The 25,609-nt window shown below is 48.8% G+C and carries 19 protein-coding genes; 11 read left to right on the top strand and 8 right to left on the bottom strand.

Annotated features, from left to right (window positions below):
- Nucleotides 1-345 precede the first annotated feature (345 nt).
- Nucleotides 346-2,730 carry a T9SS type A sorting domain-containing protein gene (locus tag WBG78_RS12575; RefSeq protein ID WP_337326773.1) on the top strand — a complete coding sequence of 795 codons (2,385 nt, stop codon included), beginning with the start codon at nucleotides 346-348 and terminating at the stop codon, nucleotides 2,728-2,730.
- 18 nt (nucleotides 2,731-2,748) lie between these two features.
- Here the strand turns inward: WBG78_RS12575 and WBG78_RS12570 are convergent, their stop codons facing one another.
- Nucleotides 2,749-3,723 carry an NAD-dependent epimerase/dehydratase family protein gene (locus tag WBG78_RS12570; RefSeq protein ID WP_337326772.1) on the bottom strand — a complete coding sequence of 325 codons (975 nt, stop codon included), beginning with the start codon at nucleotides 3,721-3,723 and terminating at the stop codon, nucleotides 2,749-2,751.
- Between the two features lie 273 nt (nucleotides 3,724-3,996).
- Between WBG78_RS12570 and WBG78_RS12565 the strand changes: the two genes are divergently transcribed.
- A complete protein-coding gene (locus tag WBG78_RS12565) occupies nucleotides 3,997-4,578 on the top strand; it encodes a hypothetical protein (protein ID WP_337326771.1) in 582 nt (193 codons plus the stop codon).
- A gap of 2 nt (nucleotides 4,579-4,580) precedes the next feature.
- Nucleotides 4,581-5,777, top strand: a complete 1,197-nt coding sequence (kbl, locus tag WBG78_RS12560; RefSeq protein ID WP_337326770.1) for a glycine C-acetyltransferase — start codon at nucleotides 4,581-4,583, stop codon at nucleotides 5,775-5,777.
- 103 nt (nucleotides 5,778-5,880) lie between these two features.
- Here kbl and WBG78_RS12555 read toward each other — a convergent pair whose 3' ends face one another.
- The 4 genes from WBG78_RS12555 to folP form a co-directional block, all read right to left on the bottom strand.
- A complete protein-coding gene (locus WBG78_RS12555; RefSeq protein ID WP_337326769.1) occupies nucleotides 5,881-6,333 on the bottom strand; it encodes a hypothetical protein in 453 nt (150 codons plus the stop codon).
- A 169-nt stretch (nucleotides 6,334-6,502) separates the two neighbouring features.
- On the bottom strand, nucleotides 6,503-9,682 hold the full coding sequence (locus tag WBG78_RS12550) for a caspase family protein (RefSeq protein WP_337326768.1): 3,180 nt from the start codon (nucleotides 9,680-9,682) through the stop codon (nucleotides 6,503-6,505).
- A 79-nt stretch (nucleotides 9,683-9,761) separates the two neighbouring features.
- Nucleotides 9,762-10,619, bottom strand: coding sequence for a diadenylate cyclase CdaA (gene cdaA / locus WBG78_RS12545; RefSeq protein WP_337326767.1), 858 nt, complete (start codon nucleotides 10,617-10,619; stop codon nucleotides 9,762-9,764).
- A gap of 59 nt (nucleotides 10,620-10,678) precedes the next feature.
- Nucleotides 10,679-11,584, bottom strand: coding sequence for a dihydropteroate synthase (folP, locus tag WBG78_RS12540; RefSeq protein WP_337326766.1), 906 nt, complete (start codon nucleotides 11,582-11,584; stop codon nucleotides 10,679-10,681).
- A gap of 34 nt (nucleotides 11,585-11,618) precedes the next feature.
- Between folP and WBG78_RS12535 the strand changes: the two genes are divergently transcribed.
- Genes WBG78_RS12535 through WBG78_RS12525 form a run of 3 tightly spaced genes read left to right on the top strand, consistent with a single transcriptional unit; the run spans nucleotide 11,619 to nucleotide 13,776 of the window.
- Entirely contained in the window at nucleotides 11,619-12,167 is a 549-nt protein-coding gene (locus tag WBG78_RS12535) for a DUF1599 domain-containing protein (RefSeq protein ID WP_337326765.1), read from the top strand.
- A complete protein-coding gene (locus tag WBG78_RS12530; protein ID WP_337326764.1) occupies nucleotides 12,164-13,279 on the top strand; it encodes a BT_3928 family protein in 1,116 nt (371 codons plus the stop codon). Before WBG78_RS12535 ends, WBG78_RS12530 begins: the two co-directional genes overlap by 4 nt.
- A complete protein-coding gene (locus tag WBG78_RS12525) occupies nucleotides 13,276-13,776 on the top strand; it encodes a shikimate kinase (protein WP_337326763.1) in 501 nt (166 codons plus the stop codon). The genes WBG78_RS12530 and WBG78_RS12525 overlap by 4 nt, the downstream gene beginning before the upstream one ends.
- Nucleotides 13,777-13,924: 148 nt before the next feature.
- Here the strand turns inward: WBG78_RS12525 and WBG78_RS12520 are convergent, their stop codons facing one another.
- Together WBG78_RS12520 and WBG78_RS12515 are read right to left on the bottom strand one after the other, a co-directional pair.
- Nucleotides 13,925-15,430: an OmpP1/FadL family transporter gene (locus tag WBG78_RS12520; protein WP_337326762.1), complete on the bottom strand. Its 1,506-nt coding sequence runs from the start codon at nucleotides 15,428-15,430 to the stop codon at nucleotides 13,925-13,927.
- A 166-nt stretch (nucleotides 15,431-15,596) separates the two neighbouring features.
- Nucleotides 15,597-16,820 (bottom strand): hypothetical protein, encoded by a 1,224-nt coding sequence (locus WBG78_RS12515; RefSeq protein WP_337326761.1) that lies wholly within the window; start codon nucleotides 16,818-16,820, stop codon nucleotides 15,597-15,599.
- Between the two features lie 158 nt (nucleotides 16,821-16,978).
- On the opposite strand from WBG78_RS12515, the gene proS reads away from it, so the two are divergent.
- The 4 genes from proS to WBG78_RS12495 all read left to right on the top strand — a co-directional run bounded on the left by proS (nucleotide 16,979) and on the right by WBG78_RS12495 (nucleotide 21,635).
- Nucleotides 16,979-18,457 carry a proline--tRNA ligase gene (proS, locus tag WBG78_RS12510; protein WP_337326760.1) on the top strand — a complete coding sequence of 493 codons (1,479 nt, stop codon included), beginning with the start codon at nucleotides 16,979-16,981 and terminating at the stop codon, nucleotides 18,455-18,457.
- Nucleotides 18,458-18,624: 167 nt separating this feature from the next.
- A complete protein-coding gene (locus tag WBG78_RS12505) occupies nucleotides 18,625-19,101 on the top strand; it encodes an NfeD family protein (RefSeq protein WP_337326759.1) in 477 nt (158 codons plus the stop codon).
- Nucleotides 19,102-19,110: 9 nt separating this feature from the next.
- Nucleotides 19,111-20,112: a flotillin-like protein FloA gene (gene floA, locus WBG78_RS12500; protein WP_337326758.1), complete on the top strand. Its 1,002-nt coding sequence runs from the start codon at nucleotides 19,111-19,113 to the stop codon at nucleotides 20,110-20,112.
- Nucleotides 20,113-20,378: 266 nt separating this feature from the next.
- The gene (locus tag WBG78_RS12495) at nucleotides 20,379-21,635 is read left to right on the top strand and encodes a TolB family protein (protein ID WP_337326757.1); all 1,257 of its coding nucleotides are present in this window, start codon (nucleotides 20,379-20,381) and stop codon (nucleotides 21,633-21,635) included.
- Nucleotides 21,636-21,730: 95 nt separating this feature from the next.
- Here WBG78_RS12495 and WBG78_RS12490 read toward each other — a convergent pair whose 3' ends face one another.
- On the bottom strand, nucleotides 21,731-23,848 hold the full coding sequence (locus WBG78_RS12490) for a WG repeat-containing protein (RefSeq protein WP_337326756.1): 2,118 nt from the start codon (nucleotides 23,846-23,848) through the stop codon (nucleotides 21,731-21,733).
- Nucleotides 23,849-23,967: 119 nt separating this feature from the next.
- On the opposite strand from WBG78_RS12490, the gene WBG78_RS12485 reads away from it, so the two are divergent.
- Complete coding sequence (locus tag WBG78_RS12485) at nucleotides 23,968-25,344, top strand: MBL fold metallo-hydrolase (RefSeq protein ID WP_337326755.1); 1,377 nt, start codon at nucleotides 23,968-23,970, stop codon at nucleotides 25,342-25,344.
- Nucleotides 25,345-25,609: the final 265 nt, after the last annotated feature.

Raw genomic sequence — 25,609 nt, 5'->3', positions numbered from 1 at the left:
TCCCATTTTGAAAACGGAGGTAGCCCATTTTGGAATGCTTGGGTTTTACACGGAGCACGGATGATTGAATTTTCTAAAGTTGTCAAATGAGAGGCTGACGTTCGGGTAATGCGAACTGGAAGCGAGGATAACGTTTGGGCACAGCGCAATCGGTGTATAGTGTTTTGCCTTAAAGTGGTTCATGGAAAAAGGGGGGAAATGTTTCCTCAATTTTTAGGAGGGTGGTCGGATTGTTGCTTAGCTTTGCGAGCCCAAGTTCTCCGTTTAGCCCAGGCGTTATTATTTGATTCACAAGTGCTGACAAGATATTGCAAAGGGGGAATTGTGTGCAAAAATACCAAGGTGATGATTAAAGCTTTACGGCCTCTCTTCGTGTTATTTCTGGTTATTGTAAGCCAGGTTGCTTTTGCGGCAGTATTCACGTCTAAAAAAGATGGCGACTGGACGGATCCCACAACCTGGGGAACGGCATCTGCGCCTGGTGTAAACGATAATGTAACCATAACTCATAAAGTCACTTACACGTCAACTTCTTACACCGCGTGGTCAGCAGGGGGCAGCATTATTGTAAAGGACGGTGGGATACTTTATCGCTCTGGAAGTCTCACATTTGTTGGTGGCGGAGTTTCCGTTAGTATGCAATCTGGAGGTACTCTTGAAGTAACAGGAACTCTCAGTGTTGATCAAAGTAAATTGACCCTTTCGGGAGGTACTGTCAAAGGAGGAGCGATAACAATACCTGACAATAATAATAACTCAGGTATCACATATACATCAGGGACAATACAAGTTACGTCAACCAGTTTGTTTGTCGGGATTGGAGCTACGTTCAATTACTCACCGAATATCTCTCTGCCGGGAGCTGTTACGCTGCGAAATGGATCCACATTAAATGTGCTTTCAAGTGGCAACATGGACGTAAGCGGTGGGTCAACCTTGAATCTCGTTTCTGGAACTTATACACCATCATCTATTGCAATCAGTCAAGCTAATTCAACTGTAAGACTTAAGACCGGTTCACTAACCTATGCTTCCGGATTGACAATTGACGGCGGAAAATTAGTGGTCGAAGGTGGAGCACTAACCGTCAATAATTCCCTTACAGTCCAATCCTCAGGCTCTTTCACAATGTCGGGAGGAACAGCCTCAATCCGATCTCTGAGCGTAAGTGGGTCTTCGTTCACTGGAGACGGAGGCACGCTTACAGTTACGACGAACGGGATATCAGTTAACAGTTCATCAAGTTTCACGAACAATACAGGATCAACAGTAATAGTGAACACGGGTTCTAACACAGGAGGTGTTTCAGCCGCTCAGTTCACAAACTCCGGTGTGTTCCAGATCATAAACGCCGGTAATTTTGATTTTACTAATAGCGGTGGAACGTTTTCAAATTCAGGTACACTCACTGTCGGTGGAAACCTTACTCAATATGCAACCTTCAATAGCAGTGGAGGCAGCATAACCGTCGCGGGATCGTTTACTAATTCAGGAGGGACGGTAACGAACGGCGGTACATTATCAGTAGGCACAACTTTGACAACCGCTTCAAATTTCTCGAACAGCGGAACAATTACTGCAACTACACTAACTACGGGCAACAGTGGAGGAACGTTCACGAATACCGGCACAACAACAATATCCGGTGCGGCAAATATTTCAGGTTCGGTGCAGTTGTCACCCGGAACCTCGAGTTCGTCAAGAATGACAGTGCGGGGAACATTCAACCTCACTGGATCAGGACTTACAGTTGGGAACGGCACACCTGGTAGCCCGGCCAAGTATGCGGATCTTGTTGTTGAGGGCAACGTTGCTCAGACGAGTCATAATATCAATGTCAAATGCAATGGACGGGTCGCTGTATTTGGTGATTTGACCCTCAGTGGCGGCGGTGGTCTTCAGTTCAACATAGAAAATTGTGGTACGTCGGGTGGGGTTCCAGTTGGAGGCCAGGTATATATTGACGGTGACGGAACGGGCAGTTCTGTTTCCAACTCTTCCAGTGGCGGAGCCGTCAACAACAACAATCCAAACTTCGGAACTCCTTCAACCCCGTATGGTTTTTATGTTAATGGCAGTGTAAGCACCAGTGGCGGGACAATTGACTCTGATATGGCGACTGTGGCCCAGATGCAGTCTACAAATCCTTCTTTTTATACTTGGGTGTCGACGCTTCCTAACAGCCCTCTCCCAGTAAAACTGCAATACTTCAAAGTGGCCAGCGTGAACGAGTTGGGTATCTCACTCGAGTGGGCAACCAGCATGGAAAAGGATTTCAGTCACTTCGAAGTTCAAAGAAGTGGAACAGATCTTGAGTTTTCTACCATCGCAATAGTAGAAGGAAAAGGCGGTCTTCAGGTCAAAACTGTTTACGAATCACTCGACAAACAACCCGTTAACGGCAGGAATTACTACAGGTTGAAAGCGGTAGATGTAGATGACACATTCGAATACTTTCAGGTTATTACCGCAGACTGGAGTTTTGCCCATGGATTGAGTCTTTATCCGAATCCGGCAATTAACAAAAGTTTCACCATCGACATTGGCGATGAATTCGATCAACCTGCCAGCCTTACTGTATGTGATTCCCGCGGCTATTTACTATTTACAACTACAGTTGACGTGAAGACCAGGCTGGTGGAATTACCATCAAACACAACGCCTGGAATCTACTTCGTCAGAGTTGCATCATCAGGGAAAAGCAAAGTGGTGCGTTTGGTTGTTCAGTAGGCACTTTAGTTGTGCGCATCAGTGGAGCATGGCCGGCGCCGGAACATCCAACAGACTTGGAAGATTCTTCAATATATCCGCCGTCATATCATCGAGATCGAAGGCCGGTTCCCAGCCCCAGTCAATGCGTGCAGGGGCATCGTTGATTGACTTCGGCCATGAGTCTGCAATCTGCTGTCTGAAGTCCGGAGCATAGCTGATTTCAAATTCCGGAATGAACTTCTGGATCTCCTTCACTATTTCCGCCGGACAAAAACTCATACCCGTCACGTTGTAACTGGAACGCACCTTCACATTTGCCGCCGGAGCCTCCATCAACTGAAGCGTCGCCTTCACCGCGTCGTCCATGTACATCATCGGGAGATAGGTATCCGGTTTCAGAAAACAGGTAAACTTCTTTTCCGTTAATGCCTTGAAGAAAATATCCACGGCGTAGTCCGTAGTTCCTCCTCCAGGTTTTGTCTTGTATCCGATGAGCCCAGGATAGCGAAGGCTGCGTACATCCAGTCCCTTGTTTTTGAAATACCATTCACACCAACGCTCACCGGCAAGTTTGCTGATGCCGTACACCGTCGTTGGATCCATGATGGTATCCTGTGGCGTTTTTATCTTAGGTGTTGTAGGTCCGAAGGCGGCAATCGAACTAGGCCAGTACACACGCGACACTTTCTGATCAACAGCAATATCCATCACGTTGATCAGCCCCTCCATATTCAGACGCCATGCAAGCTTGGGATTCTTTTCTCCCGTGGCCGACAGCACGGCAGCCAAATGATAGATCTGAGTGAATTTATTTTTGGAAACGAGATTCTGCAGCTGATCCGAATTCAATACATCCAGTATCTCGAATTCTCCGGTAGCCAGCACGCCTTCTGCTGGTTTAACATCGGTAGCTACAACGTTTTGCTTGCCATACAATCGCCACAAGCCCTGTGTAAGTTCGGAACCCAGCTGACCGCCGGCTCCAATAACGAGTACCTTCTGGTGTGTCATGTAAAGGCAAAATTAATTGAAAAATGACAATTGATAATTGACCATCAATTCTGTACTGCCATTGGCCAAGCGGGTAACAGGATGTTCGGCAAGTGCAGTGAAAAGGAAATTTTCATTTTGTCTTTTGATTCATTTGTGTTTAATCTACCTGCTCACTAGGATTGAATAAGTGCCAGGATTGACGAATAACTTTCCGGGTTACGGTACGACATATGAGTGCTTAGGAGCAAGCGTGGCAATTATCAATTGTCATTTTTCAACTATTTTTGCTACATGGACTTTGAATCCTATCTCACATCGAAACGCATTGACAGTGCCCGCTTCCAGGCAGCAGAGCCGGAGGTGTGGCAATCGTGGAGATCCGACTTTGGACAAATGCATCCCAATAGTTTCACTGTTCAGAAATTGAATCTGATCAATCCGATTCGCAGAAAGTATCAGCTTACTGTTGTTGATCCTCCAAAGGTCACAGCACCGGAAGCAGCCAGGGTGGCATCGGCGCCCGTGGCAAAACCTGTTGCACCCTCAGCAAAACCTGCTGCTCCGGTGACAGGTGCTGCAGTAAAAATTCCGCGTCCGGGCATGCCTAAGATTGCAAAGCCAGCAAGTGCTGAATCAACAATTACAAAACCAGCGAGTGCTGAACAGGAGCAAACAAAACCAACAGATACTGACTCAAAACCTTCCGACTCCACTCCATCGGTGACTGGCGAATCAGCGGTGCCTGTTTCAAAAGAATCTGATAGCACGGATACAAAGCCTATAGCTGAGAATCCAACGCCACCACCCGTTGTCAAACAACCAAGACCCGTTATCCCACGGCCAGTGATTAAACCAAAACCAAAAACAGACTAGACATGTACGATAAACTCCAACCCGTTCTTCAGCGCGAACTAGAAAACATTGAAAGTGCCGGACTGTACAAACGCGAGCGCGTTATCACAACCCCGCAGGGTGCCGTGATCGAAACAACGGATGGGAGAGAAGTCATTAACTTCTGCGCGAATAATTACCTCGGTTTATCGTCACACCCGCGTGTTATCGAGGCGGCCAAGCGTGCCATCGATACCCATGGATTTGGAATGTCGTCGGTGCGTTTCATATGCGGCACTCAGGACATTCATAAAGAGCTCGAACAAAAGATATCTGAATTCCTCGGCACCGAAGACACCATTCTTTATGCTGCAGCATTCGACGCCAACGGTGGCGTGTTCGAACCTCTGTTCGGTGCTGAAGATGCTATCATCTCTGATGAGCTCAATCACGCATCAATCATTGATGGCGTCCGTCTTTGCAAAGCTATGCGCTATCGCTACAAGCATAACGACATGGATGATCTCGAGCTTCAACTGAAGACGGCGAAAGAAGCGGGAGCGAAGCAAATGATCATTGTTACCGATGGCGCATTTTCAATGGATGGCACTATTGCACAGTTGGACAAGATCTGCGCGTTGGCCGACCGTTATGAAGCATTGGTGATGTCGGACGAATGCCATTCCACTGGTTTCATCGGCAAGACCGGTCGAGGTGTTCCCGAGCATTGTGGCGTGCATGGCAAGCTGGACATCATTACAGGCACGCTCGGCAAAGCGTTAGGTGGTGCATCTGGTGGATTCACTTCCGGCCGGAAGGAAATCATTTCCCTTCTCCGCCAGCGTTCGAGGCCCTATCTGTTTTCCAACACTCTGGCGCCTTCCATTACCGGTGCTTCGATCGAAGTCTTCAACATGCTTTCGGAAACTACCACGCTTCGCGACAAGCTGGAGTCCAATACCCGATACTTCCGCAAGGCTATGACGGATGCTGGATTCGACATCAGGCCTGGCGTTCATCCAATCGTTCCGATCATGGTGTACGATGCGGCACTCGCTCAGAAGTTCGCCGACCTCCTGTTACAGAAAGGTATCTACGTAATTGGTTTCTTCTTCCCGGTGGTAGCAAAAGGCAAGGCTAGAATACGCGTTCAGATTTCTGCCGCTCACGAACGCGAACACCTCGATAAAGCGATTGCTGCCTTTACTGAAGGAGGTAAGGAGCTTGGCCTTCTGAAGTAAAAGCTTTGTCGCGGAACAATCCGCAGTGGCTCGTTTTGCCGTGTAAGAAGTGGGGGAGAACTTTAAAATTTTCGCAGGAAGGAGACCACAAATGGTCAGCAGCTTACTTTAAGCCGTATTCCTTTTTTCTCTTTTCAACGATGTCACCCATCTTGGAGGTGTCGCGATTCATCAGTCCAAACGCCGGATCGATGTTTTGAGAAGGAAAGAAATAGATGCATCCCTTTTTACCCTTAACCTTCAGCTTGTAGAGATTAAAGAATGGAACGATCTCCAGCGACTTTACTTCCGGCCAGCTGAACCTGATATTCTTGTCGCCTTCAAATACAACAATCTTGTTTTTTCCCACGGCCACTCTGCGAATCTTGTCAGACAGAAGCAGAAAGAAAGCAAAGCAAATAAGGCCCATCGTGACAAATACCAGAGCGACGAAGAACGTTCGTGCATTGAAAGGGTGACGAAAGAATATCGTACCGGCTACCAACCATTGGAGCGCGCTGAAACCAAGGAAGAAATACTTGGCGAAATAAAACTTGGCGGGGTTAGCTTCTACCATTTCGATAAGCTTAACAAAAAGTTAACCAAAGATACGGCAAAATGTTATCGCAACTTAGTATACAACTAACTTTTCGAAGAACGAAATATTGTGTGTACCATTTCATAAAGGCTTTCAACACCAGCGCGCTACTTTTTCTTTGATGAAGTTCGCACGCCTGATGTCAAACTCACTTGTTCAGCACGAGCGGAAAGTCCTGACCACGCGAGAATGTATATGGATATTGAGGATTGCCTTTCAGCTTTCTCGAGGCTTCCGGTACCTGATCATCGATGAATGACTTGAGTTCATAGATGGTGACTTTCCCATCTTTTGGAGCTCCGTCGGCCTCGCCTTCAAGCGCGCGAATCAACACCGACGTAAATAAGCCATGACCCAGCGATGCAAACTCCGAAGCAAACTGCTCACTTCCCGCCGACGCCATCACGTGTATCCCTGCACTCCGGGATAGCTGAGCGATTGCTTTTTCTTCGCCAGCACCGCGCGTAGCGAGCAGCTCCACCGATCCGCCCGACTGACACGCGTCCATGATGATCAACTGCTTCAACGCTTTTATCTGCCTGAATTTATCCTGCAATAAGATTGCCTCTATTGCTTCTTTGCTCAGTGCGCGCTCGTCGTAGAGCCGCGATGTTTCCGTTGGAATGAAATAAAAACGGTTGTCGACCATGCTTCCGTGACCAGCGTAGTAGAAGATAAAAACATCTTCAGCGCTCACCCGGCCTGCGAGGTCCTCCAGTGTCGCCAGAATCCGCGACCTCGTCGCTTCAGTATCAAACAGTGATATCAGTTCAACATTCCGGAACAGCTGACCTGATCGCCCCTTCATCAATTCAGAGAACGATTGCGCGTCTGACTTAGCATAGTTCAGACTAAGCTTAGTGTTCCGGTACTGATTTATACCGACCGACAGAATATAACACGTGCTGCTCTTCGTTGCGTGTTCTGAAAAGTAGCTGACTGTTTGAGGATCCGACTCAATGTTGTCGCGGTTAGTGGCCTGCGCGGAAAACACATTGTTGCCGCCTATGAGATCGATAACCTGTTTATAGGTGGTTGCTTCGCCGCGGGCCTTTGGCATCGATAGCTGCTCGTGATTGAGTGCTACGTTCTTTCCATTGTGAAACAGTTTCAGGTTGCCGGCACCGCTGCCGTTGTCTGTTACCCGAACAAATACCTCAGCCTTGCCCGGTGATAACGGAACGATGGCAACTTTCACGGTGGGTGGTGCCGATGTTTTCAGTTTGCCCTGGATGCTCTTGTCCTGCGATGACCCGCCGCGGCTTTGAAACAGCTTTGGCAGCAGATCAGGCCGGAAGTATTCATTGAAGAACTGGTCTACGGCAAACGTCTTCGTGCCACTGACGAAATGAACGAAATGTCTCGCCTCATCCGTTCCGCTGAAATATCCTTCGGGACTTTTAGCCATCCAGTCGTGCTCACCGATCAATATGTGTTCGAAGAATTCCTTGCCTGTATTAAGGTCCCAGAATTTGGTTACGCCGTCGAGACTGTGACTGATGAGCATCTTGTTGTCGGCGCTTAAAACAATAGAGGTGATCTCGGCTTTATGGCCGCGGAACTCTCTTACCACTTTATTTGTAGCGATATCCCAGACGCGGATAAGACGATCGGCGCCCGCTGCGAATATGTTTTTCTCGTCCGCGCTAAGTATGGCGGTATGTATTGCCGACGATGAAGCTTTGAACTTCTTCGTCATCAGGCCGGTGCCGACATCCCACATTCTTAGCGTTCCGTCCCAGCTGGCGCTAAGAAGGTTCTTCTGATCTTTGGTAAATGCGATAGCGGAAACAATGTCCGAATGACCAATGAAATTTCTTACCTCCTTCTTAGTGTCGACTTCCCACATCTGAAGTGAGTTATCAAGGCGCGCCGTGACAAAGTAGAGATCACCTTTGCTCATGAGGATGTTATATGCTGATCCCTTTTCGAACTCAACGTAGGTGAGTCCCTTCTGAGTGCTGATGTCGTGAATACGCAGGGTGCCGTCCCAGCTGGAGGAAATCACTTTGGATTCATCGGTATTGAAGTGAACATCAAACACTGGCTCGCGGTAAGCAGTGATCGTAGTCAATGCCTCGCCACTGCGCGTATCCCATACAATGATCTTTCCATCGCCGCCACCGGTGAGAAGGCGCGAGCCGTCGGCAGATAGTTCATAACATAGTGCCGCCTTTTCGTGGCCGACGTACTCCATCTCAACTTTCCCGGAAGCGATGTCCCATTGCTTAACCCTGGTGCCCAGCTTTCCCTTGATGAGTGACTTGCCGTCTCTCGAAAGAATGATATTGTTTTTGAATCTGATGAAGCGCGCAATCGCCGACTGCCAGTAGAAGTTTGGATCGTAGTCGAGGCCGCCGCGGTCGCGTTGATTAAGAAGGCCTGTAAAGGGATTGCCGAATTGTTTTGATGCGACATTCCATCGCATGGCAGTATTGTTGTCGCAGGCGATCAGCAATTCGCTTCCATCGCCATTGAAAGTTACCTGGTGAAGTTCGCCCTTGCCCTCTGCACTGATCTCAACAGAGTCACCCTTAACGAGGTCCCAGATGGTCACGGTTTTCTCCGTTGCCCGCGCCAGGTGTTTCCCATTGCTGCTGATCGCGAGGCCGGTGATGGCTTCCGACTTATTGGAAATCGTTCCTGCTATTTCGAAAGTTGGAAGGGAGTACTTTATCAGAGGGCTATGATTTGAAGCGGCATAAAGCCAGCGGCCATCGTTGCTAAACACGGCACGCGTCCCACAGCCGCCGCAGAATCCTTCGGTAAGAGATAATGTCTTAGCTAGTACCCAGTCCGTTGTGCGATAGATGTTGATGATGCGATTGTCTTCACTTACCGACAGGAAATTGCCATCGGGACTAATGGTGATATCGACACCACTGCCCATTCCCTTGTCAGGTGATGCCGGAAGTTTTTTGATGGTGTTTCCCGATGCATCGAACACCAGGACGGAGTCGCTGTTTCCTCCTGCAGCAAAGAAGCGTGACTTTGGATCAACGGCAACCGAAGTGACGATTTCAGGCATCGTCAGCTGTAGCCGGACGGATCCGTCAGCAATATTCCAAAGTCTTATCGAGTTGTCGTTCGATCCGGTGAGCAGGAGTTTGCCATCGGGTGTAAACGCGGCAGTGCGCACGGTTGCCTCGTGACCAAGGAAGCTTCGTACTTCCCTTCCGCTCGAATAAGACCATAGCTTTGCTGACTTGTCGCGGCTGCCGGTAACGAGAAAACTGCTGTCGGGACTTACGGCTACGCTCACAACGGCAAGTTCATGTCCCTGCTGGATGATTGTCTCCAGCGATTGGCCGTGAAGCGTTGAAAGCAAAGCAGAAGTGATTGCGGATATAAGAACGCAAATGCGCAAAAAATGTCGTTGCCGACCCATGATGATAAAAAAATTGAGGTTAGCTCTTCGCCGGTTCCGCCGTTTCGGCCTCTTCCTCCTTCAGGTCCTCCCAACGGACTGGCTCCGTGTCGTGCAAATATTCGAGGATTTTCTGTTCTACCTGCTTCAGTTTCAGCGAACGGAGGTATTTGCCGTTGCGCGCCAGCAACAGTCGCCCTGTTTCCTCAGACACTGCCAGGATCAGAGTATTAGTATTCTCCGACATCCCAATGGCGGCGCGATGCCTCAGTCCATAGTTGGGTGGGATGTGATCATTTTCACTTACGGGTAATACGCAGCGCGCAGCCTTCACCCTCCCTTTGTAGATGATAACGGCGCCGTCGTGAAGTGGGCTGTTCTTGTTGAATATGGATAACAGCAACCGCTTGCTCACCTCCGCATCAAGCGCATCGCCCGTTTGAGCATAGAACTTGAGTTCAGTGTCGCGTGAGAAGACCAGTAATGCCCCGGTCTTGGTTGCCTTAAGGGTCTTGGCGGCCTCGATTACCTGCGCCACGTCGAAGTCATCATGGTATTGATGGCGCCAGTTGGCGATGGTCTTGAATATGTTTTCCCTGAACTCCGTTCCTCGACCGATCACAAGAAGGAATTTTCTGATTTCAGGTTGAAACAGGATGATCATGGCCAGGACACCCACATTCATGAATGTACCGAGGATGGTGGTGAGCAATTCCATCTGTGCGGCCCGCACGATGAGATACACCAGGTACAATGCCAGTATTCCAAGGAAGATGTTTACCGCGATACTGCCGCGTATCAGTTTGTATACCTGATACAGCAATATGCTCACGAGCGTGATGTCGACAAAATCAACCCATCCTACGTCGAGAAATCCGATCCTGAATAGCAACACCATCCATACAAAGTTAGAACATCCCTACAATGTTTCGAGTCGCCCGGCGATTATTAATCCTTTCAATCGCCAGCCGCAGCGTTGCGCATGGCCGTGAACAACTGAATAACTTCATTCGCCTTTGCCACATCGTGAACACGCAGTATCGATGCTCCCTTTGTGAGTGCTATGCTGTTCAATGCTGTTGTTCCGTTAAGAGCATCAGCTGCGGACTGATTTAGCGTACGCCAGATCATAGACTTCCGCGAAAGTCCTGCCAGAATTGGCCGGCCACATACCCGCAGGTAATCAAAATTGTTGAGCAGCTTAAAATTCTGATCAATGGTTTTAGCGAACCCAAAGCCGGGATCGAGAATAATGTCCTTAATTCCTTTAGAGTTGAACAGGGCCAGCTTTCTGTGGAAATAGTCAACGATTTCTTTTAACAGGTCATCGTATTGGGTCAGTGATTTCATCGTCTGCGGAGTTCCTCTCATGTGCATGGCGATGTACGGTACACCGAGAGATGCCACAACGTCCGGCATATGCGGATCGAGCTCACCGGCTGAAATATCGTTCACCATATGAGCACCGGTATCAACACATGCGCGCGCAACTTCACTTCTGAATGTATCAATGGAAATAACAGCCTCGGGAAATGATGCTGCGATTTTGCGTACAGCAAACAATGCTTTCGAGCGTTCCTCATCGGGAGGTATGTCTGCAGCGCCTGGCCTTGAAGAGTAGGCACCAACATCGATGAAAGTTGCCCCCTCGCGAAGCATCAGTTCAACGTGGTCGAGCATGGCCGATTCGGTTTCGTAACGGCCGCCATCGAAGAAGCTGTCGGGCGTAACATTTAGGATGCCCATGATCTTCGGTGTTTGCAGATCGATCAGGCGATCGCCGATCCGAATCGTCGAATAGGTCTCAAAAAATCGGGCTTCAGGTCCAGAATTCATCGGAATGGCGATGGTAATAGGTGCCAAATTAACGATGTTTGCCTCCTAAAAGCATATCGTCTTGGTCGAAAAAACATCACAGGAGTACAACGAAGTAATTGACCACTGCCGGTCATTGTTCCTAAAGAAGACCGCCGACTACGGCACTGCCTGGCGTATTCTCCGCCTGCCTTCTATCACCGACCAGATCTTCATTAAAGCCCAGCGGATCAGGAGCATTCAGGAAAAGGGAACGCAAAAAGTCAGTGACCCGATACAGGACGAATTCATTGGGATCATTAACTACTGTATCATGGCATTGATCCAGATCAGGCTGGAGGGCTCCAGCAATATGGATTTGAAAGTCAGTGATGTTCAGCCGTTGTATGACTCGGCAGTGGAGGAAACTTTCAATCTCCTTCAGAACAAGAACCACGACTACGGTGAGGCCTGGCGCGACATGCGGGTGACATCCATCACAGACATTATCCTCATGAAACTTCTTCGCGTGAAACAAATTGAAGACAACCAGGGCAAGACCCTCGTCAGCGAAGGCGTGAAGGCAAATTATCAGGACATGATTAACTATGCCGTGTTTGCCATGATCCTGTCTAAAGCAAAAACAGTATGATGCAGCGCTTCTTTGATCAGGTTTCGCGCTTTTTTGTCGGAGCCTTATTCATCTTCTCGGGGCTTATTAAACTCAACGATCCGATCGGCACCAAGATCAAGATGGAAGAGTACTTCGAAGTGTTCGCCGACGACTTCGGTGAGTTCTTCCTGTTTTTTAAATCCATCGCGCTGGAGATCGGCATGATCATGGTCATCCTCGAGGTGGTGATCGGTGTTGCTGTTCTGTTAAATTATCGCATGCGCATCACAACGGTGGTGATGCTGTTGCTGATGATCTTCTTTACGTTCCTGACTTTCTATTCCGCATACTTCAATAAGGTTACAGATTGTGGATGTTTCGGCGATGCGATCAAGCTAACGCCATGGCAGTCGTTTGGCAAAGATGTGATCCTCATGTTCTTTGTCGTGCACCTTTTTTGGTATCGCAAGACATACAAGCCCACGCTTAGTGAGCGAACGGGCGATGTTCTCATTGGTATTGTTACGGCTGTGAGTTTATTTCTCGGCGTATATGCCATACGACATTTACCGTTCATCGACTTCCGTGCCTATATGATTGGCAACAACATTCCTCAACAGATGATCGCGCCTGAGCAACCTCAGTTTGAATACACGTTCCGCAAGAAGGATGGATCGTTGATTCAGTCAGAGAAATATCTGGGGGACACACTTGAATACAAGTATGTCGGTGTGCGACAGACCAACGAGGATAAAACGAAGGCGAAGATCACCGACTATGCCGTGTCCAGCCCCGAGGGTGAGGACGTAACACAGGAGACCTTCACAGGAGCCAAGCTGTTGTTTATCATTTATGATGTTACTAAGGCTTCTACAGCGCACATGGATGAGATTAAAAAGCTTACACGTGATCTTGATGGCAAGGTGGAGATGATGATTCTGACATCGTCATTGTCGGAGCAGTTCGAACCGTTCCGTCATGAGTACCAGTTGGCCGTTCCTTATTACTTCGCCGATGCGACTGTATTAAAGACCATAGTCCGTTCAAATCCGGGGATCACGTTATGGGTTGATGGAACGGTGAAGGGAATGTGGCACCACAACGATACGCCTGAAGCTTCGGAAGTGCTTCAACTGATTGCCAATCCATGAAAGTATTTCTCATAGGACTGCCGGGTTCGGGAAAGTCAACGATCGGGGCAGCGCTGGCAGGGCGTCTTGCTATGGAGTTTGTAGATCTTGATAAGGAGATCGAAGCGAAGGAGGGGATGATCATCCCTGAGATCTTTTCTTCGAAAGGGGAGGATTACTTTCGACGGGTAGAGTCGGAAATGCTGCGTCAGTGGGCAATTCTTGATCGGAATTTCATTATGTCGACGGGTGGAGGAACGCCGTGCTTTTACGATGGCATTAGTGTTATCAATAATAACGGAGTAAGCGTGTTTCTTGACGAGCAGATCGAAGTGATTGTCGCGCGACTTGAAAATAATCAGCATCGTCCCTTGCTTCAGTCGGCTAACGTGGAGGATATGCGCAGCAAACTGCAGCGACTGCGGGATGCGCGTTTACCGTTTTATCAGCAAGCCTCGATCATTGTGTCGTCACCCACTGTAGGCAAAGTGCTGGAGAAATTAAGAATTAAGAATTAAGAATGATGAATTGGGATGCGGCTGCCCGCCGGAACTGCATTGCAGGATCTGCGGTCCTGATTATTTATTCATCATTTGATGTCTTACTACTAAGGAACTCAGGACCAAGTACTCAGGACTAACGACTCTGGCCTAAGGACTTATTCCTTCAGAACGTGAACCCAAACGTCAGCATCCCCGTATTCGTTGTTCGCTTCAGATCAGCAATAGGGCCGGGACCATCAAAGAAGCTATAGGGCTGGTAGTAGTTTACGCCACTCGTATTTATATAGGCGAAATCTAAGTAGAACTTCTGCCAGCGCGCGCCGATACCGCCGCTAATGGTCTTAATGCTGTTGTCGAGATTCAGCTCGCTGTTGTAAGTGTTGCCCTGCATCCCATACCCGGCGCGAACACGCAGTATCTTATAGCGGAATTCTCCTCCAATGCGATAGTTTATTGCCGACGTATAAGTCGCTTTGATGTCGTTGTTTTCACCGTCGAAAGAAACGCCCGAAACGTTCGACTTATACTTTGCTTTGGACGGATTAACAAAGTCTACATCGGCTGTAATGATTCCGTATTTCGACAGGTAGGCGAGGCCAGTACTAAACTTCAAAGGAGTGGTAAGCGTATAGTCTGATATCACCTGCTGGGTTGACTCGGTGAAGTCCCCTAGCGGAGAACCATCGTAATACTCAAGATTCGGTTTCCATGACGAACTTAAAGTGGCCTCATAGGTTTCATTCATTTCATAGTAGGTGGGAGTCGTAAATGAGGCGCCCACCTGCAAAAAGTCCAGGGGACGTCCTATCACACCCAGAGTTGCATTTATACCATTTCCTCTTAGATCGAGCTTTTCGTTCAGTTGCAAATTATTGAAGACATCGTCGTTTGCGAAGTTCTCTCCATAGGTACGGTCACTCTTAAACTTCAGACTGACCAGCCCGACTGATAGTCCGAAGAATACTTTGTCCTTATAATTTGCGCCGTAGGCAAAATTCCATTGATTGGAAGCACCTTTCGACTTAAGATTTTCCTCCTGATTGGGAACGCCTTTCACATCGGTGAAATAGACGTCATCGGCATCGTTAGGATTGACAACACTGAGGGGACCGATCAAATATTCGTAGTAGGCAAGTCCCGTTGGTGTGTTATAATTATAGGACCCTTTATTGAATTGAGATTCTGTAGCACCATTTGCATTGTCAATGAATGAGTCAATTATAGAGGTTTCCGTATTACGTCCATGAAAGTAGGTAGACTGATTAAAGTCGTTCGTCCTTGTCATTGAAATAGCAAACGAGCCGCTAAGAAATCCCGAGTTCTGAATGGGCAGATGAAACACGCCGCTAATGCCTGGTATAATGAAGCGCGAATCTGTGGCTTCATCTTTTCCATTAAGATATGACGCAGAAGTTTTGTAGCTGGAGAATGCTGGTGTGAAGGTAAACTCGGATCGGTTGAACATCCCGAGACCAGCGGGGTTTGAATATGCCGAACTGTAATCTCCGCCCAACGCAGTCTGCGATGACCCCATACCCTGAATGCGGGCACTACCACCGGGATTCGTACGGCTGAACATCAGCGCCGATTCAACATAACTTTGGCCGAGTACTCCTGAGGAGATGAATATCAATATTACTCCAAAGAGGAAAAACGCACTCCTCTGCATATTAATAGCAATAAGTGAAAGATTGATTAACGGGAAGATTCCCCTTTTTGAATGGTTCAGATATCAGGTCCGGGTATGGCGGCAGAGCAACGATCCGGTCCTGAAGGCTAAACTCTGCAGGACCTGATCGTACTTTTTTCATTAATATGTGCGCAGCAAAACTGGCTTAGTCGCGAACCCTGGTCCGGACTCCACCACCGCCAGAACTACCGCTGGAGTGAAGGCCGCCGCCCGAATTACCGTTGCTGTAGCTGCTTCTTCCGCTATCAAACCCACTGGAACGGTTCCACTGATTTTGATTCGAAGAATTGTTATTGTTATTGTTCCAGCTCGAGTTGTTCCAGCCAGACTGGCTCGACCTTGAAGGCTGAGAATACGAGGATCCACCATACACATCCGCCTGACGCGCTGTTCTCCAGTTTCTGTTATAGTAGTCATCCTGACGTGTCACCTGTCCGCGTGAAGGAGCTGACACGGAAGAAGTAGCCGCCATCCGGCCCCCTGCGCTTCCGTTGTAAACTGGCTGATTGCCTATCGTGCCATTGTTAGTACCAGAAGTAACGGGCTGCACATTCGGTCTCGTTGTAGCCTGTCTGCGTGTAACCGCGCCGTTCGAAGTTCCCCTCTTCCCGTAAGCGTAATTTTGTCCGTTGTCAATTATAGTATATCCACCGTTATTGTAGTAACTGCCGCCGCCATAACCATAACCACCGTAACCGTAAGGAGAACCGTAGCCATAAGCGGAGGAATAAGGATAACCCCATCCCGACCAGCTGTTATGATAAGGGTTTCCGAATGCATAGGCCAGTCCGAAACTGACGCCATTCATCATGCCGTAGCCGTAAGGGTTGCCACCACCATAGAAAGAAAACGAAGTGGACCATCCTGAACCGTAATAAGGATTCATCCATGGATTGCCCCAGCTGTCGTAGTAGCTTCCGTAATAAGGAGTATTCCATCCATAGATAGATGAACCCCAATAGTTGTTCGCTACCCAGGGACTGTTGTACCAGTTGCCGTAGCTGTTGTTGAACTGGCTATAGCCGGAAGACTTGTTGTATGAACTGGAATAGGATGATGAATAATAATCATCCTCATCCGTCGCGGCCTTAGACTTTGACCTTGACGTGAACTCAGGGTTCTGATTGCGTGCAGAATAGCTGGTAGTAGCATCGCTGTTGTCAGCGTAAACCTCACCACCGCCGTTGCTTTTATTGTGTCGGCTTGCGGGCGACTGGCTGAAGGCAGCCTGCTCGCTTGCCTCCTTTTCCTTCAGTTTTTTCCGGTCCTTTCCGTTGAAGTACATGTCATCATACTCGATAGACTGTGCCATCACAGTTGTTGCGAGGAACAGGGCGGACGCCGCTAAGGCCAAAGACTTATTTCTCATAGCTTTAAAGATTTTGGAGACGGGCACCAAACATCTAACTAAATATACTAACGTTAATTCGCTCAAAAGTATTCTCTAATAGCAAAAATTTCGCAGGAAATGGAAGCTAAAATTATATTTGCCCTTCCTTATCAAAAAGGAACAATAATTATACCAGCATGGGAAAGGAAATACCATCTCGTTCAGAAGACTATTCATTGTGGTACAACGAGTTAGTTAAACGTGCAGATTTGGCCGAGCATTCTGATGTTCGCGGTTGTATGGTTATTAAACCATACGGCTACAGCATTTGGGAGAAAATGCAGCAGGGCCTCGATAAAATGTTCAAGGATACCGGTCACGTGAATGCCTATTTCCCGCTGTTTGTTCCGAAAAGCATGTTCGAAGCAGAGGAGAAGAATGCAGAGGGGTTTGCGAAGGAGTGTGCGATAGTAACGCATTACCGCCTTAAAACAGACGACAAGAGGCCAGGGAAGCTTATGGTCGACCCTGACGCTAAGCTCGAGGAGGAACTCGTCGTTCGTCCTACCAGCGAGGCAATCATATGGAATACTTACAAGCGATGGATCCAATCTTACCGCGATCTGCCATTGCTTATCAACCAATGGGCAAATGTGGTTCGCTGGGAGATGCGCACGCGGTTGTTTTTACGAACGGCCGAATTCTTATGGCAGGAAGGGCACACTGCTCATGCCACCTCTGAAGAGGCGGTTAAAGAGACAGAACAAATGCTCGATGTGTATGCCGAATTTGCAGAGTCGTTTATGGCTCTTCCGGTGATCAAGGGTGTTAAAACAGAAGGGGAGCGTTTTCCCGGAGCGGTAAACACCTACTGCATCGAAGCCATGATGCAGGACGGTAAAGCGTTGCAGGCAGGCACTTCTCACTTTCTCGGACAGAACTTTGCAAAAGCGTTTGATGTGAAGTTTGCGAGTAAGGAAAGTAAACTCGACTATGTGTGGGGAACCTCATGGGGTGTGAGCACGCGGCTCATGGGTGCGTTGATCATGGCCCACTCTGATGATGACGGCCTTGTTCTCCCTCCAAAACTGGCTCCTATCCATGTTGTGATCGTTCCGATCTTCCGCAACCAGGATGAGCTTGATAAGATCACAGCAGAAGTAGACAAGATTTCTAAGGTATTGCGCAAGCAGGGATTGTCCGTGAAGTTCGATAACCGCGACACACAAAAGCCTGGGTTCAAGTTCGCCGAATGGGAATTAAAAGGTGTTCCTGTCCGACTGGCAGTAGGACCCCGTGATCTGGAAAACGGTACGGTTGAAGTAGCGCGACGCGACACGAAGCAGAAGCAGGTGGTCAAGCTGAGCGAAGTGGTGACCTATGTTCCTGCCTTGCTGGAGGAGATTCAGCAGAATATTTATCAGCGGGCCCTGGCCTTCCGCGATAGTCATATCACACGGGTCGACAGCTATGATGAGTTTAAAAAGCTGCTCGACGATAAAGGCGGGTTCATTTCTGCCCATTGGGATGGCACCACGGAGACCGAAACGGCGATAAAGGAAGAAACAAAGGCGACCATTCGCTGTATTCCACTTAGCGCAATTGAAGAAACGGGCGTGTGCATTTACTCCGGAAAGCCATCAACGCGACGAGTGCTGTTTGCGCGCGCCTACTAGCGTTGCGGTGACGTCGTTCCGCCTGGAATTTTTGTTATCTTTGGAATTGCCCCTGTCGGTACAGGAGCGGGTTCCTCATCTTCTGTGTCTGGTTGAAACTGCACGGGTTGTCCGGCCGTAAATACCAATAATCACTGGGTTGGGCCAGCTCCGAACACCTTCTGCCTATGTTAATGTGGTTTGTCATTATCGCTCTTCTCCTCATCGGTCTCACGCTGATCCTTGTTGAACTGGTTTTTATTCCGGGAACAACAGTCGTCGGGTTATTGGGACTTGTCTTTGCCATCGTCGGGATTGTCGTTTGCTATCAGCATTTCGGCAACACGGTCGGGCTGTACGTTCTTATCGGAATGTCAACGGCCACACTAGGCGGCATCCTGTACAGTTTCCGAACGGGTGCCTGGTCGCGATTCTCACTCAAGTCATCGATCGACAGCAAAGTCAATGAAGGACTGCTTACATCGGTACGGGTAGGCGACGAAGGAGTGACATTGTCGAGCCTCAGACCTATGGGAAAGGCAGAATTTCATGAAAGAGCATTCGAAGTGAAAACATCCGGTGGCTACCTCAGCAGTGGTGAACGGGTGAAGATCACACAAATAGAATCACATCAAATTGTTGTTGAACCTGTAACCAAACTATAACAACCCCACATGGATAACGCCGTTTCCCTACTGATTCTCGTCTTTGGCGGAATCATCCTGGTTTTTGTTTTCCTCTATTTCGTGCCCGTCAACCTCTGGATCACTGCGGTGTTCTCGAACGTTAAGGTCGGCCTTTTCGAACTGGTCTTTATGCGGATCAGAAAGGTGCCGCCACGGGTCGTTGTCGATTCACTGATCACCGCCACCAAAGCCGGTCTTCAGATTTCATCGAATGAACTGGAAACGCACTACCTCGCCGGAGGAAACGTTCCGAATGTTATCCGCGCTTTGATTTCGGCCGACAAGGCAAATATCAATCTCAGCTTCAAGCAGGCGACTGCTATCGACCTTGCCGGTCGCGACGTGTTCCAGGCTGTTCAGATCTCCGTAAATCCAAAAGTTATCACGACTCCGAAGGTGGCAGCTGTTGCATCCGATGGTATACAGCTGATCGCCGTTGCCCGTGTTACTGTTCGTGCAAGCATTGCTCAGCTGGTAGGTGGTGCCGGAGAAGATACCATCCTTGCCCGTGTGGGTGAAGGTATTGTGTCGTCCATTGGTACGGCAAAGTCTCACAAGGAAGTATTGGAGAGCCCCGATAAGATTTCAAAATTCGTGCTATCGCGCGGGCTGGACGCCGGAACGGCATTTGAAATTCTCTCTATTGATATTGCCGACGTTGATGTAGGAGCAAACATCGGAGCAAAGCTTCAGATCGATCAGGCTTCCGCCGACCTTAAAGTTGCCGAAGCTCGCGCTGAGGAACGTCGTGCCATGGCTGTCGCCCTCGATCAGGAAATGAAAGCCAAGGCACAGGAAGCCCGGGCAAAAGTTATCGAGGCCGAGGCGGAGATTCCAAAAGCTATAGCCTCTGCTTTTGTCAATGGCAACCTGGGCATCATGGACTACTACAAGATGCAGAATGTACAGGCGGACACGGAGATGCGGCAGGCGATTTCCGGGTCAGGAAAAGGCGGCTCTCCGGGTACGGGGGAGAAGAAAGACAAGTAAATTGATAATTGACAATTGACAATTGAGAATTATGGCGCCCGGGCGCCATGGCCCAGAGGAATCTGGGCTTTTTTATGGGTCTTTCTTATCTCCTTTTTGTTGGGGTTGTTGGTATATAGGATAAGCGCATTTGCACGTTCCATACATATTTAAGAGTGCCATAACGACGATAGCGTCCAGACGTACTCCGAATGGTAGGAAATAGTGGCCACAACCTTTTTGCCGACCGAGGTGTCTAACCATAAACGATGTGCTAATAAAAACCTATGAAGAGATCTTTACACAACCTCAAAGGGCTGATCCTGCTTGCGGTTAGCGTTCTAATTCTTATCACCCTCAACGCGTGCAACGACGATGAGGAAGGCAATAGCAACGCCTTTCTCTGGTCACCTAAAATTCTTGTGTTAAAAGGCGATGCTCAGGCGACGTTGTTGTTGACCGATCCGCGGCCCTTTACTGAGTACGTTTCTCCTCCGACGACTCCGGATTACTTTGAAATTTTTGTTTCAGAAGACAACATTAGTTTTTCACCGCTAACGAAGGTTGGCACAGATGTGACCCAGGTGCCCGTCGATAAGCTCACGAACGGTAAGAGCTACTATTTCTTTGTAACGGCCGCAAGACAAGGAATTACTTCGGCGCTTACAGATACCGTTATGACCATTCCCTCCAGGGCATTTGCTACAGAGTCGTATTTTCCGGATGTAAATGAATCTGTGGAAACGCTTACCACCTCGTTCGATAGAAACTATATCTCATACAACGCGGGCAGTGACCTTTATTATAGAGAGAGCGGCTCAGCGTCCGGACAGTACGTTGCTACCAACGCAAACGGAGCTACCTGGTCAAAGAACTCGAACCAGCTTGCGTATATCACCACTACTACAAGTGGCATCTCCCGATATCCACATGAGCTCAGACTGCTGACTACAGCAGGAGGTCAGTCGACGACGTTGTTTTCGATCGATTATCCGAATTTTAGTCTGCAATACCCGGAGTTTACAGGCAATGCGGATGAGCTCACGTTCTTTTCAAATGAAAACAACCCCGACAAAAGCTACTACGATCTCTGGAAAATGGACGTGATCACATTGCAACGACAGAGGATCACAAGCTTCCAATCGAAGGGGTTTTATACCGGCGGGCGTTACGACTGGTCCCATAACGCAGAAGAGGTGTATCTGGCAGGCCGCTATAACATCCAGAAGTACGAGAGCGATATTTATAAAGTGAATATTTCCTCAGCAGCAATCACACCCATTGTTGTTTCGCCACAATGGTTCGAATCAAATCCTGCAATATCCCCGGATAACAACAGAATAGCTTTTACCTCTGACGGAAGCGGACGCGGAGAGCTCTGGGTTTATGATGTGGCGAAGTCCAGGACTGTGCAAGTCACGCCGATTGAAGGTTATTTGTTCGATGAAAGATACACTGAACTGCAATGGCTCAATGATCACGAGATCCTGATAACAGCCTTTAAGAATACGAAGTCAGTTCCTGTCAAGATAACGTTAGACTAGAATTAAGAATTAAGAATTATGGTGTTATCCGGTCTCTATAATACTCAAAGTACTCAAGACCCACTCAGGACTAAGGACTAAGGACTCAGGACTCCCTAGATCGCCTTCACCCACGCACTCTTCTTCAACGCGAGGAACTGCCCGCTATGCGGATTGTAAGTGATCTGATCGTATACGAGCGGAATGGTGCTGATGCCTTTGGATGACACCACTCCAAATTTGCCATCGCGTTGTACGATGACATAGTTATTCCCTTCGTCTTCGAGGCTTTGGTATTTGGGGTTGATCAGAATCCTGCCTTCTTTATCTGCCAGACCGTACAGCCCACCCTGTTTAATCAGAACATTGCCACTTTCAAGAACCTCCACGGCTTCATATCGGGTGAGCAATACCAGCTTGCCTGTTGGGTCGATGAGGCCCTGCATTCCTTTTTGCTTAACAACAGACACACCGTTGTGAAACGCGCTCACTTCGTCGTACACGGGTTGAATGGCAATCTTGTCTTCATGATTGATGAAACCCCAGTGACCTCGAATGCGGGCAGCGGCGAGCTTTTCACTGAAAGGTTCAATGCCTTCATAACGGTTGGCTATGCGCAATCTTCCCTGGGAATCAACAAAGCCATACTGGCCGTTCTTCTTAATGCCGCGAAGGCCTTCGGTCTCGGGATAAAGTCGTTCGATCGATCCATCAGGTTGGATCTTCCGGTTCACGATCACTCCGTCGAGATCGATCTGCCATAACGCACCTGACGGGATGTGTTCCACCAGATGCGTAGGCATCACATCGATGGGATTTTCAGTAAAGTAAATAGTATTGCCGTCGAGGGATTTGAGATAAGTATTCTTTGAGTCCTGTTCAACGAACCGATTATCGGAGATGAGATGGATCCGGTTTGAGCGCGGGGTCACTTTCCATACTTCAGGCAGGCCGATCACACCGTACTGTCCTTTGAACTTTACCACGACATGATCTCCCAGCTGCTGCACGATAGAGTCGTAGGCACAGGCGATGATTTCCTTGCCAGAGCCATCAATGGCACCCCAGAAGTTCCTGTTGACAACGGGAAATACCTTGCCTGTATAAGGATGGATCTTCTCATAGGGTTTCGATGACAATGCATTGCCCTGCTTGTCGAGGAGTGTCCAGGACTCTTTTGTGCCGAGCACAAGTCCGGCGATAAAGAAATCGTGATCGCGCTTCATCTTATCGTAGCGCGCAGGAACGATAATGGATCCGTCGCGACGTGCCAGTCCATACTTGCCACCGGTTGCAAAGACAGCAACGTTATTGTGGAAATCGTCGAGCCAGGCGAACACCGTAGCACTGATCGGCTTAAGTGCGTCATCAGTGAGCTGCACAGCCCCGCTCACGGATACCTGCATCAGGTTCTTGTCGATTGGCTTAATGACGTCGGCGTTCTTCTTATGGATCAGCTGATTCTGGCCGTCAAGGAATTCCCATTCGTCAATGTCGCGGTGAAACACGCTGCCATCGTCATCAATTTTTATTTCGCGATAAACAGGCTGTATCCGAACATCGCCTTTGGCGTCCAGTAGCCCCTGCGATGTGTTTTGGTAGATGATTGCGTAGTTCTTTTTGTAAGCAGAAATACTATCGATGGTGAAGCCGGTCATCTGCTTGCCGGTGTCGTTGAACAAGGCTGTCTTGTTGTCGAAGTTTTGTACACCGAAGCGCAGTGTTCCAACCGGTTTGATGAATTGATATTGTTGTGGGATGAGCGCCTTGTTGTCAAGGTCGACAAGCCCATAGCGATATTGATTGCCGATGTAGGTGTAAACTACTGCGCGAAGATTGGTTAAAGTGATGCCGTCGTAAAGGAATGGCAGGATCTCCTTGCCGCCCGTGTTGATGCAACCAGTAACCATTCGAAGCGAAAGGTTGGATTTCTTTCGCGCGATGAGGAGCGAGCCGTCGCCGGGATTAAGATCTTCAAATTGTGACTTAGTGACGATCTTGTTGTCGAGACTGATCAGGCCCCAGTAGCCGCCTTCCTTGAAGCCAATGGTGTTGTCGATCACCTTAAAGGGCGACTTGCTCCATCCTAAAGCATCATACTTTGCTGGAATAATAATCTTTCCGTCAGTATCTCGAAGACCGACCTTGCCGTTCTCGTTAAAAACATCAAACCCGCTGGCTGTCGACGAAAAATAGACCAGCAGAAGCCAAAAAATGCAGTTCGCGCGCTTCATCAGTTCCCAAAGTTAGGAACCTACGCGATTTCAGGGGAATTTTGATCAAATTTGTGACGAAAAGGTCTGGCAAGTTTTGAAAAACCCGACCAATGACAAAACACGTATCCTGAAACACTATGTACGTCGAGCAACTGTACACAAACTGCCTTGCTGAGGCAGCCTATTACATCGAATCGGAGGGAGAAGCTGCGATCATAGATCCACTCAGAGAAACAGAACCTTACGTTGGCCTGGCGGCCGAGCGGGGTGCCAGAATCAAATACGTTTTTGAAACGCACTTTCACGCCGACTTCGTGTCGGGACATATCGACCTTTCGAGGCAGGTTGGCGCACCGATCATCTATGGCCCCGGCGCAACTACGGAATACGATGTTCACAACGCCCACGACGGAGAGGAGTTTAAGCTGGGCAACGTAACGATCAGAGTTCTTCATACTCCCGGACATACCCCTGAGTCGGCCTGCTACCTGTTGCTGGATGAATCGGGACGAGAACACGCGCTCTTCAGCGGCGACACGCTCTTTGTTGGTGACGTGGGAAGACCCGATCTGCTGGATGGAACCATGAGCAGCGAAACACTGGCGGGTATGATGTACGATTCCCTTCGCACCAAAGTCATGACGTTGCCTGATAACGTAATTCTTTATCCGGCGCACGGCCCTGGCTCAGCCTGCGGAAAGAACATCGGAAAGGAAACGGTATCTACCATAGGAGAACAGAAGCGATTCAACTACGCGTTGCAAAAGATGACCCGTGAAGAGTTCATCAAAAAAATAACGGACGGGATACAGCCTCCGCCAGCCTACTTCTTCGAAGATGCCCGCATCAACAAGGAAGGTTACGACCCCATCGATAAAGTGATAGAAGCAAACAGCAAACCCTTAACGCCTGGTGCCCTGCGGGAGGAGGTAAAGAATGGCGCTGTTATACTCGACACGCGTCCCGCAGATGTTTTTGAAAAAGGCTTCGTTCCTGGTTCAGTCAATATCGGCCTGAATGGACAGTTCGCCGTTTGGGTCGGGACACTTATTGAGATCAGCGATCGCCTGGTGCTTGTGACCGATCCCGGAAAAGAAGGCGAGACAATTTTGCGCCTCGCGCGTGTGGGTTACGAGAACGTAGCGGGTTATCTGGAGGGCGGAGCCCAGGGTTACGATCAAAAGCTGGACACAGTTCACTCTGTAGATGAAGGCGGTGTTATTCCCGAGATAGAAAAAGGCGCCACGGTACTGGATGTTCGTAAACCAAACGAGTGGAATGCAAGTCACCTGGAGGGAGCATCGTTCCTTCCTTTATCTGAGTTTCCGAAGAACCTTTCCGGGCTTGACAAAGACGCCCCTTACATAGTGCATTGTGGTGGCGGGTACCGTTCAATGACGGCCATTTCGATCATGAAGAACCATGGTTTTACGGACCTGATCAATGTGTACGGCGGTTTCAAGACCCTGGAAAAGGCGGGGCTGCCAACCGAGTCGGAGCCGGTTGTGATGTAGGCCTTCACCCGGCCGCCGAATTTACGTTTCACTTATTGAGGTAGTCATATGCTCTTGTTGCTACAGCTGTATCATATTGGTATCTGATCCGTGTCAGACCCGTGTCAGACCCGTGTCAGATCCGTATCTTACCCGTATCAAACCCGTATCAAACCCGTATCAGACCCGTATCAGACCCGTATCCTACTGGATATGTATTGCATCTGTATTCCTTCTGTTCCGTATTCTAAAACCATTCTACCCTGACCCGGCCCCTCTCAGGGTG

It is taken from the genome of Chryseolinea sp. T2 (assembly GCF_037203685.1).
Lineage (GTDB): Bacteria > Bacteroidota > Bacteroidia > Cytophagales > Cyclobacteriaceae > Chryseolinea.
This window is presented reverse-complemented; position numbering and strand designations above follow the sequence as displayed.

Coding starts and splice junctions, on each gene's coding strand:
- WBG78_RS12490 (WP_337326756.1), bottom strand. CDS start 23,848: ATGAAGCGCGCGAACTGCATTTTTTGGCTTCTGCTGGTCTATTTTTCG.
- WBG78_RS12515 (WP_337326761.1), bottom strand. CDS start 16,820: ATGAGAAATAAGTCTTTGGCCTTAGCGGCGTCCGCCCTGTTCCTCGCA.
- WBG78_RS12525 (WP_337326763.1), top strand. CDS start 13,276: ATGAAAGTATTTCTCATAGGACTGCCGGGTTCGGGAAAGTCAACGATC.
- WBG78_RS12520 (WP_337326762.1), bottom strand. CDS start 15,430: ATGCAGAGGAGTGCGTTTTTCCTCTTTGGAGTAATATTGATATTCATC.
- WBG78_RS12495 (WP_337326757.1), top strand. CDS start 20,379: ATGAAGAGATCTTTACACAACCTCAAAGGGCTGATCCTGCTTGCGGTT.
- cdaA (WP_337326767.1), bottom strand. CDS start 10,619: ATGGTGTTGCTATTCAGGATCGGATTTCTCGACGTAGGATGGGTTGAT.
- WBG78_RS12485 (WP_337326755.1), top strand. CDS start 23,968: ATGTACGTCGAGCAACTGTACACAAACTGCCTTGCTGAGGCAGCCTAT.
- WBG78_RS12565 (WP_337326771.1), top strand. CDS start 3,997: ATGGACTTTGAATCCTATCTCACATCGAAACGCATTGACAGTGCCCGC.
- WBG78_RS12570 (WP_337326772.1), bottom strand. CDS start 3,723: ATGACACACCAGAAGGTACTCGTTATTGGAGCCGGCGGTCAGCTGGGT.
- WBG78_RS12530 (WP_337326764.1), top strand. CDS start 12,164: ATGATGCAGCGCTTCTTTGATCAGGTTTCGCGCTTTTTTGTCGGAGCC.
- WBG78_RS12555 (WP_337326769.1), bottom strand. CDS start 6,333: ATGGTAGAAGCTAACCCCGCCAAGTTTTATTTCGCCAAGTATTTCTTC.
- proS (WP_337326760.1), top strand. CDS start 16,979: ATGGGAAAGGAAATACCATCTCGTTCAGAAGACTATTCATTGTGGTAC.
- kbl (WP_337326770.1), top strand. CDS start 4,581: ATGTACGATAAACTCCAACCCGTTCTTCAGCGCGAACTAGAAAACATT.
- floA (WP_337326758.1), top strand. CDS start 19,111: ATGGATAACGCCGTTTCCCTACTGATTCTCGTCTTTGGCGGAATCATC.
- WBG78_RS12575 (WP_337326773.1), top strand. CDS start 346: ATGATTAAAGCTTTACGGCCTCTCTTCGTGTTATTTCTGGTTATTGTA.
- WBG78_RS12505 (WP_337326759.1), top strand. CDS start 18,625: ATGTTAATGTGGTTTGTCATTATCGCTCTTCTCCTCATCGGTCTCACG.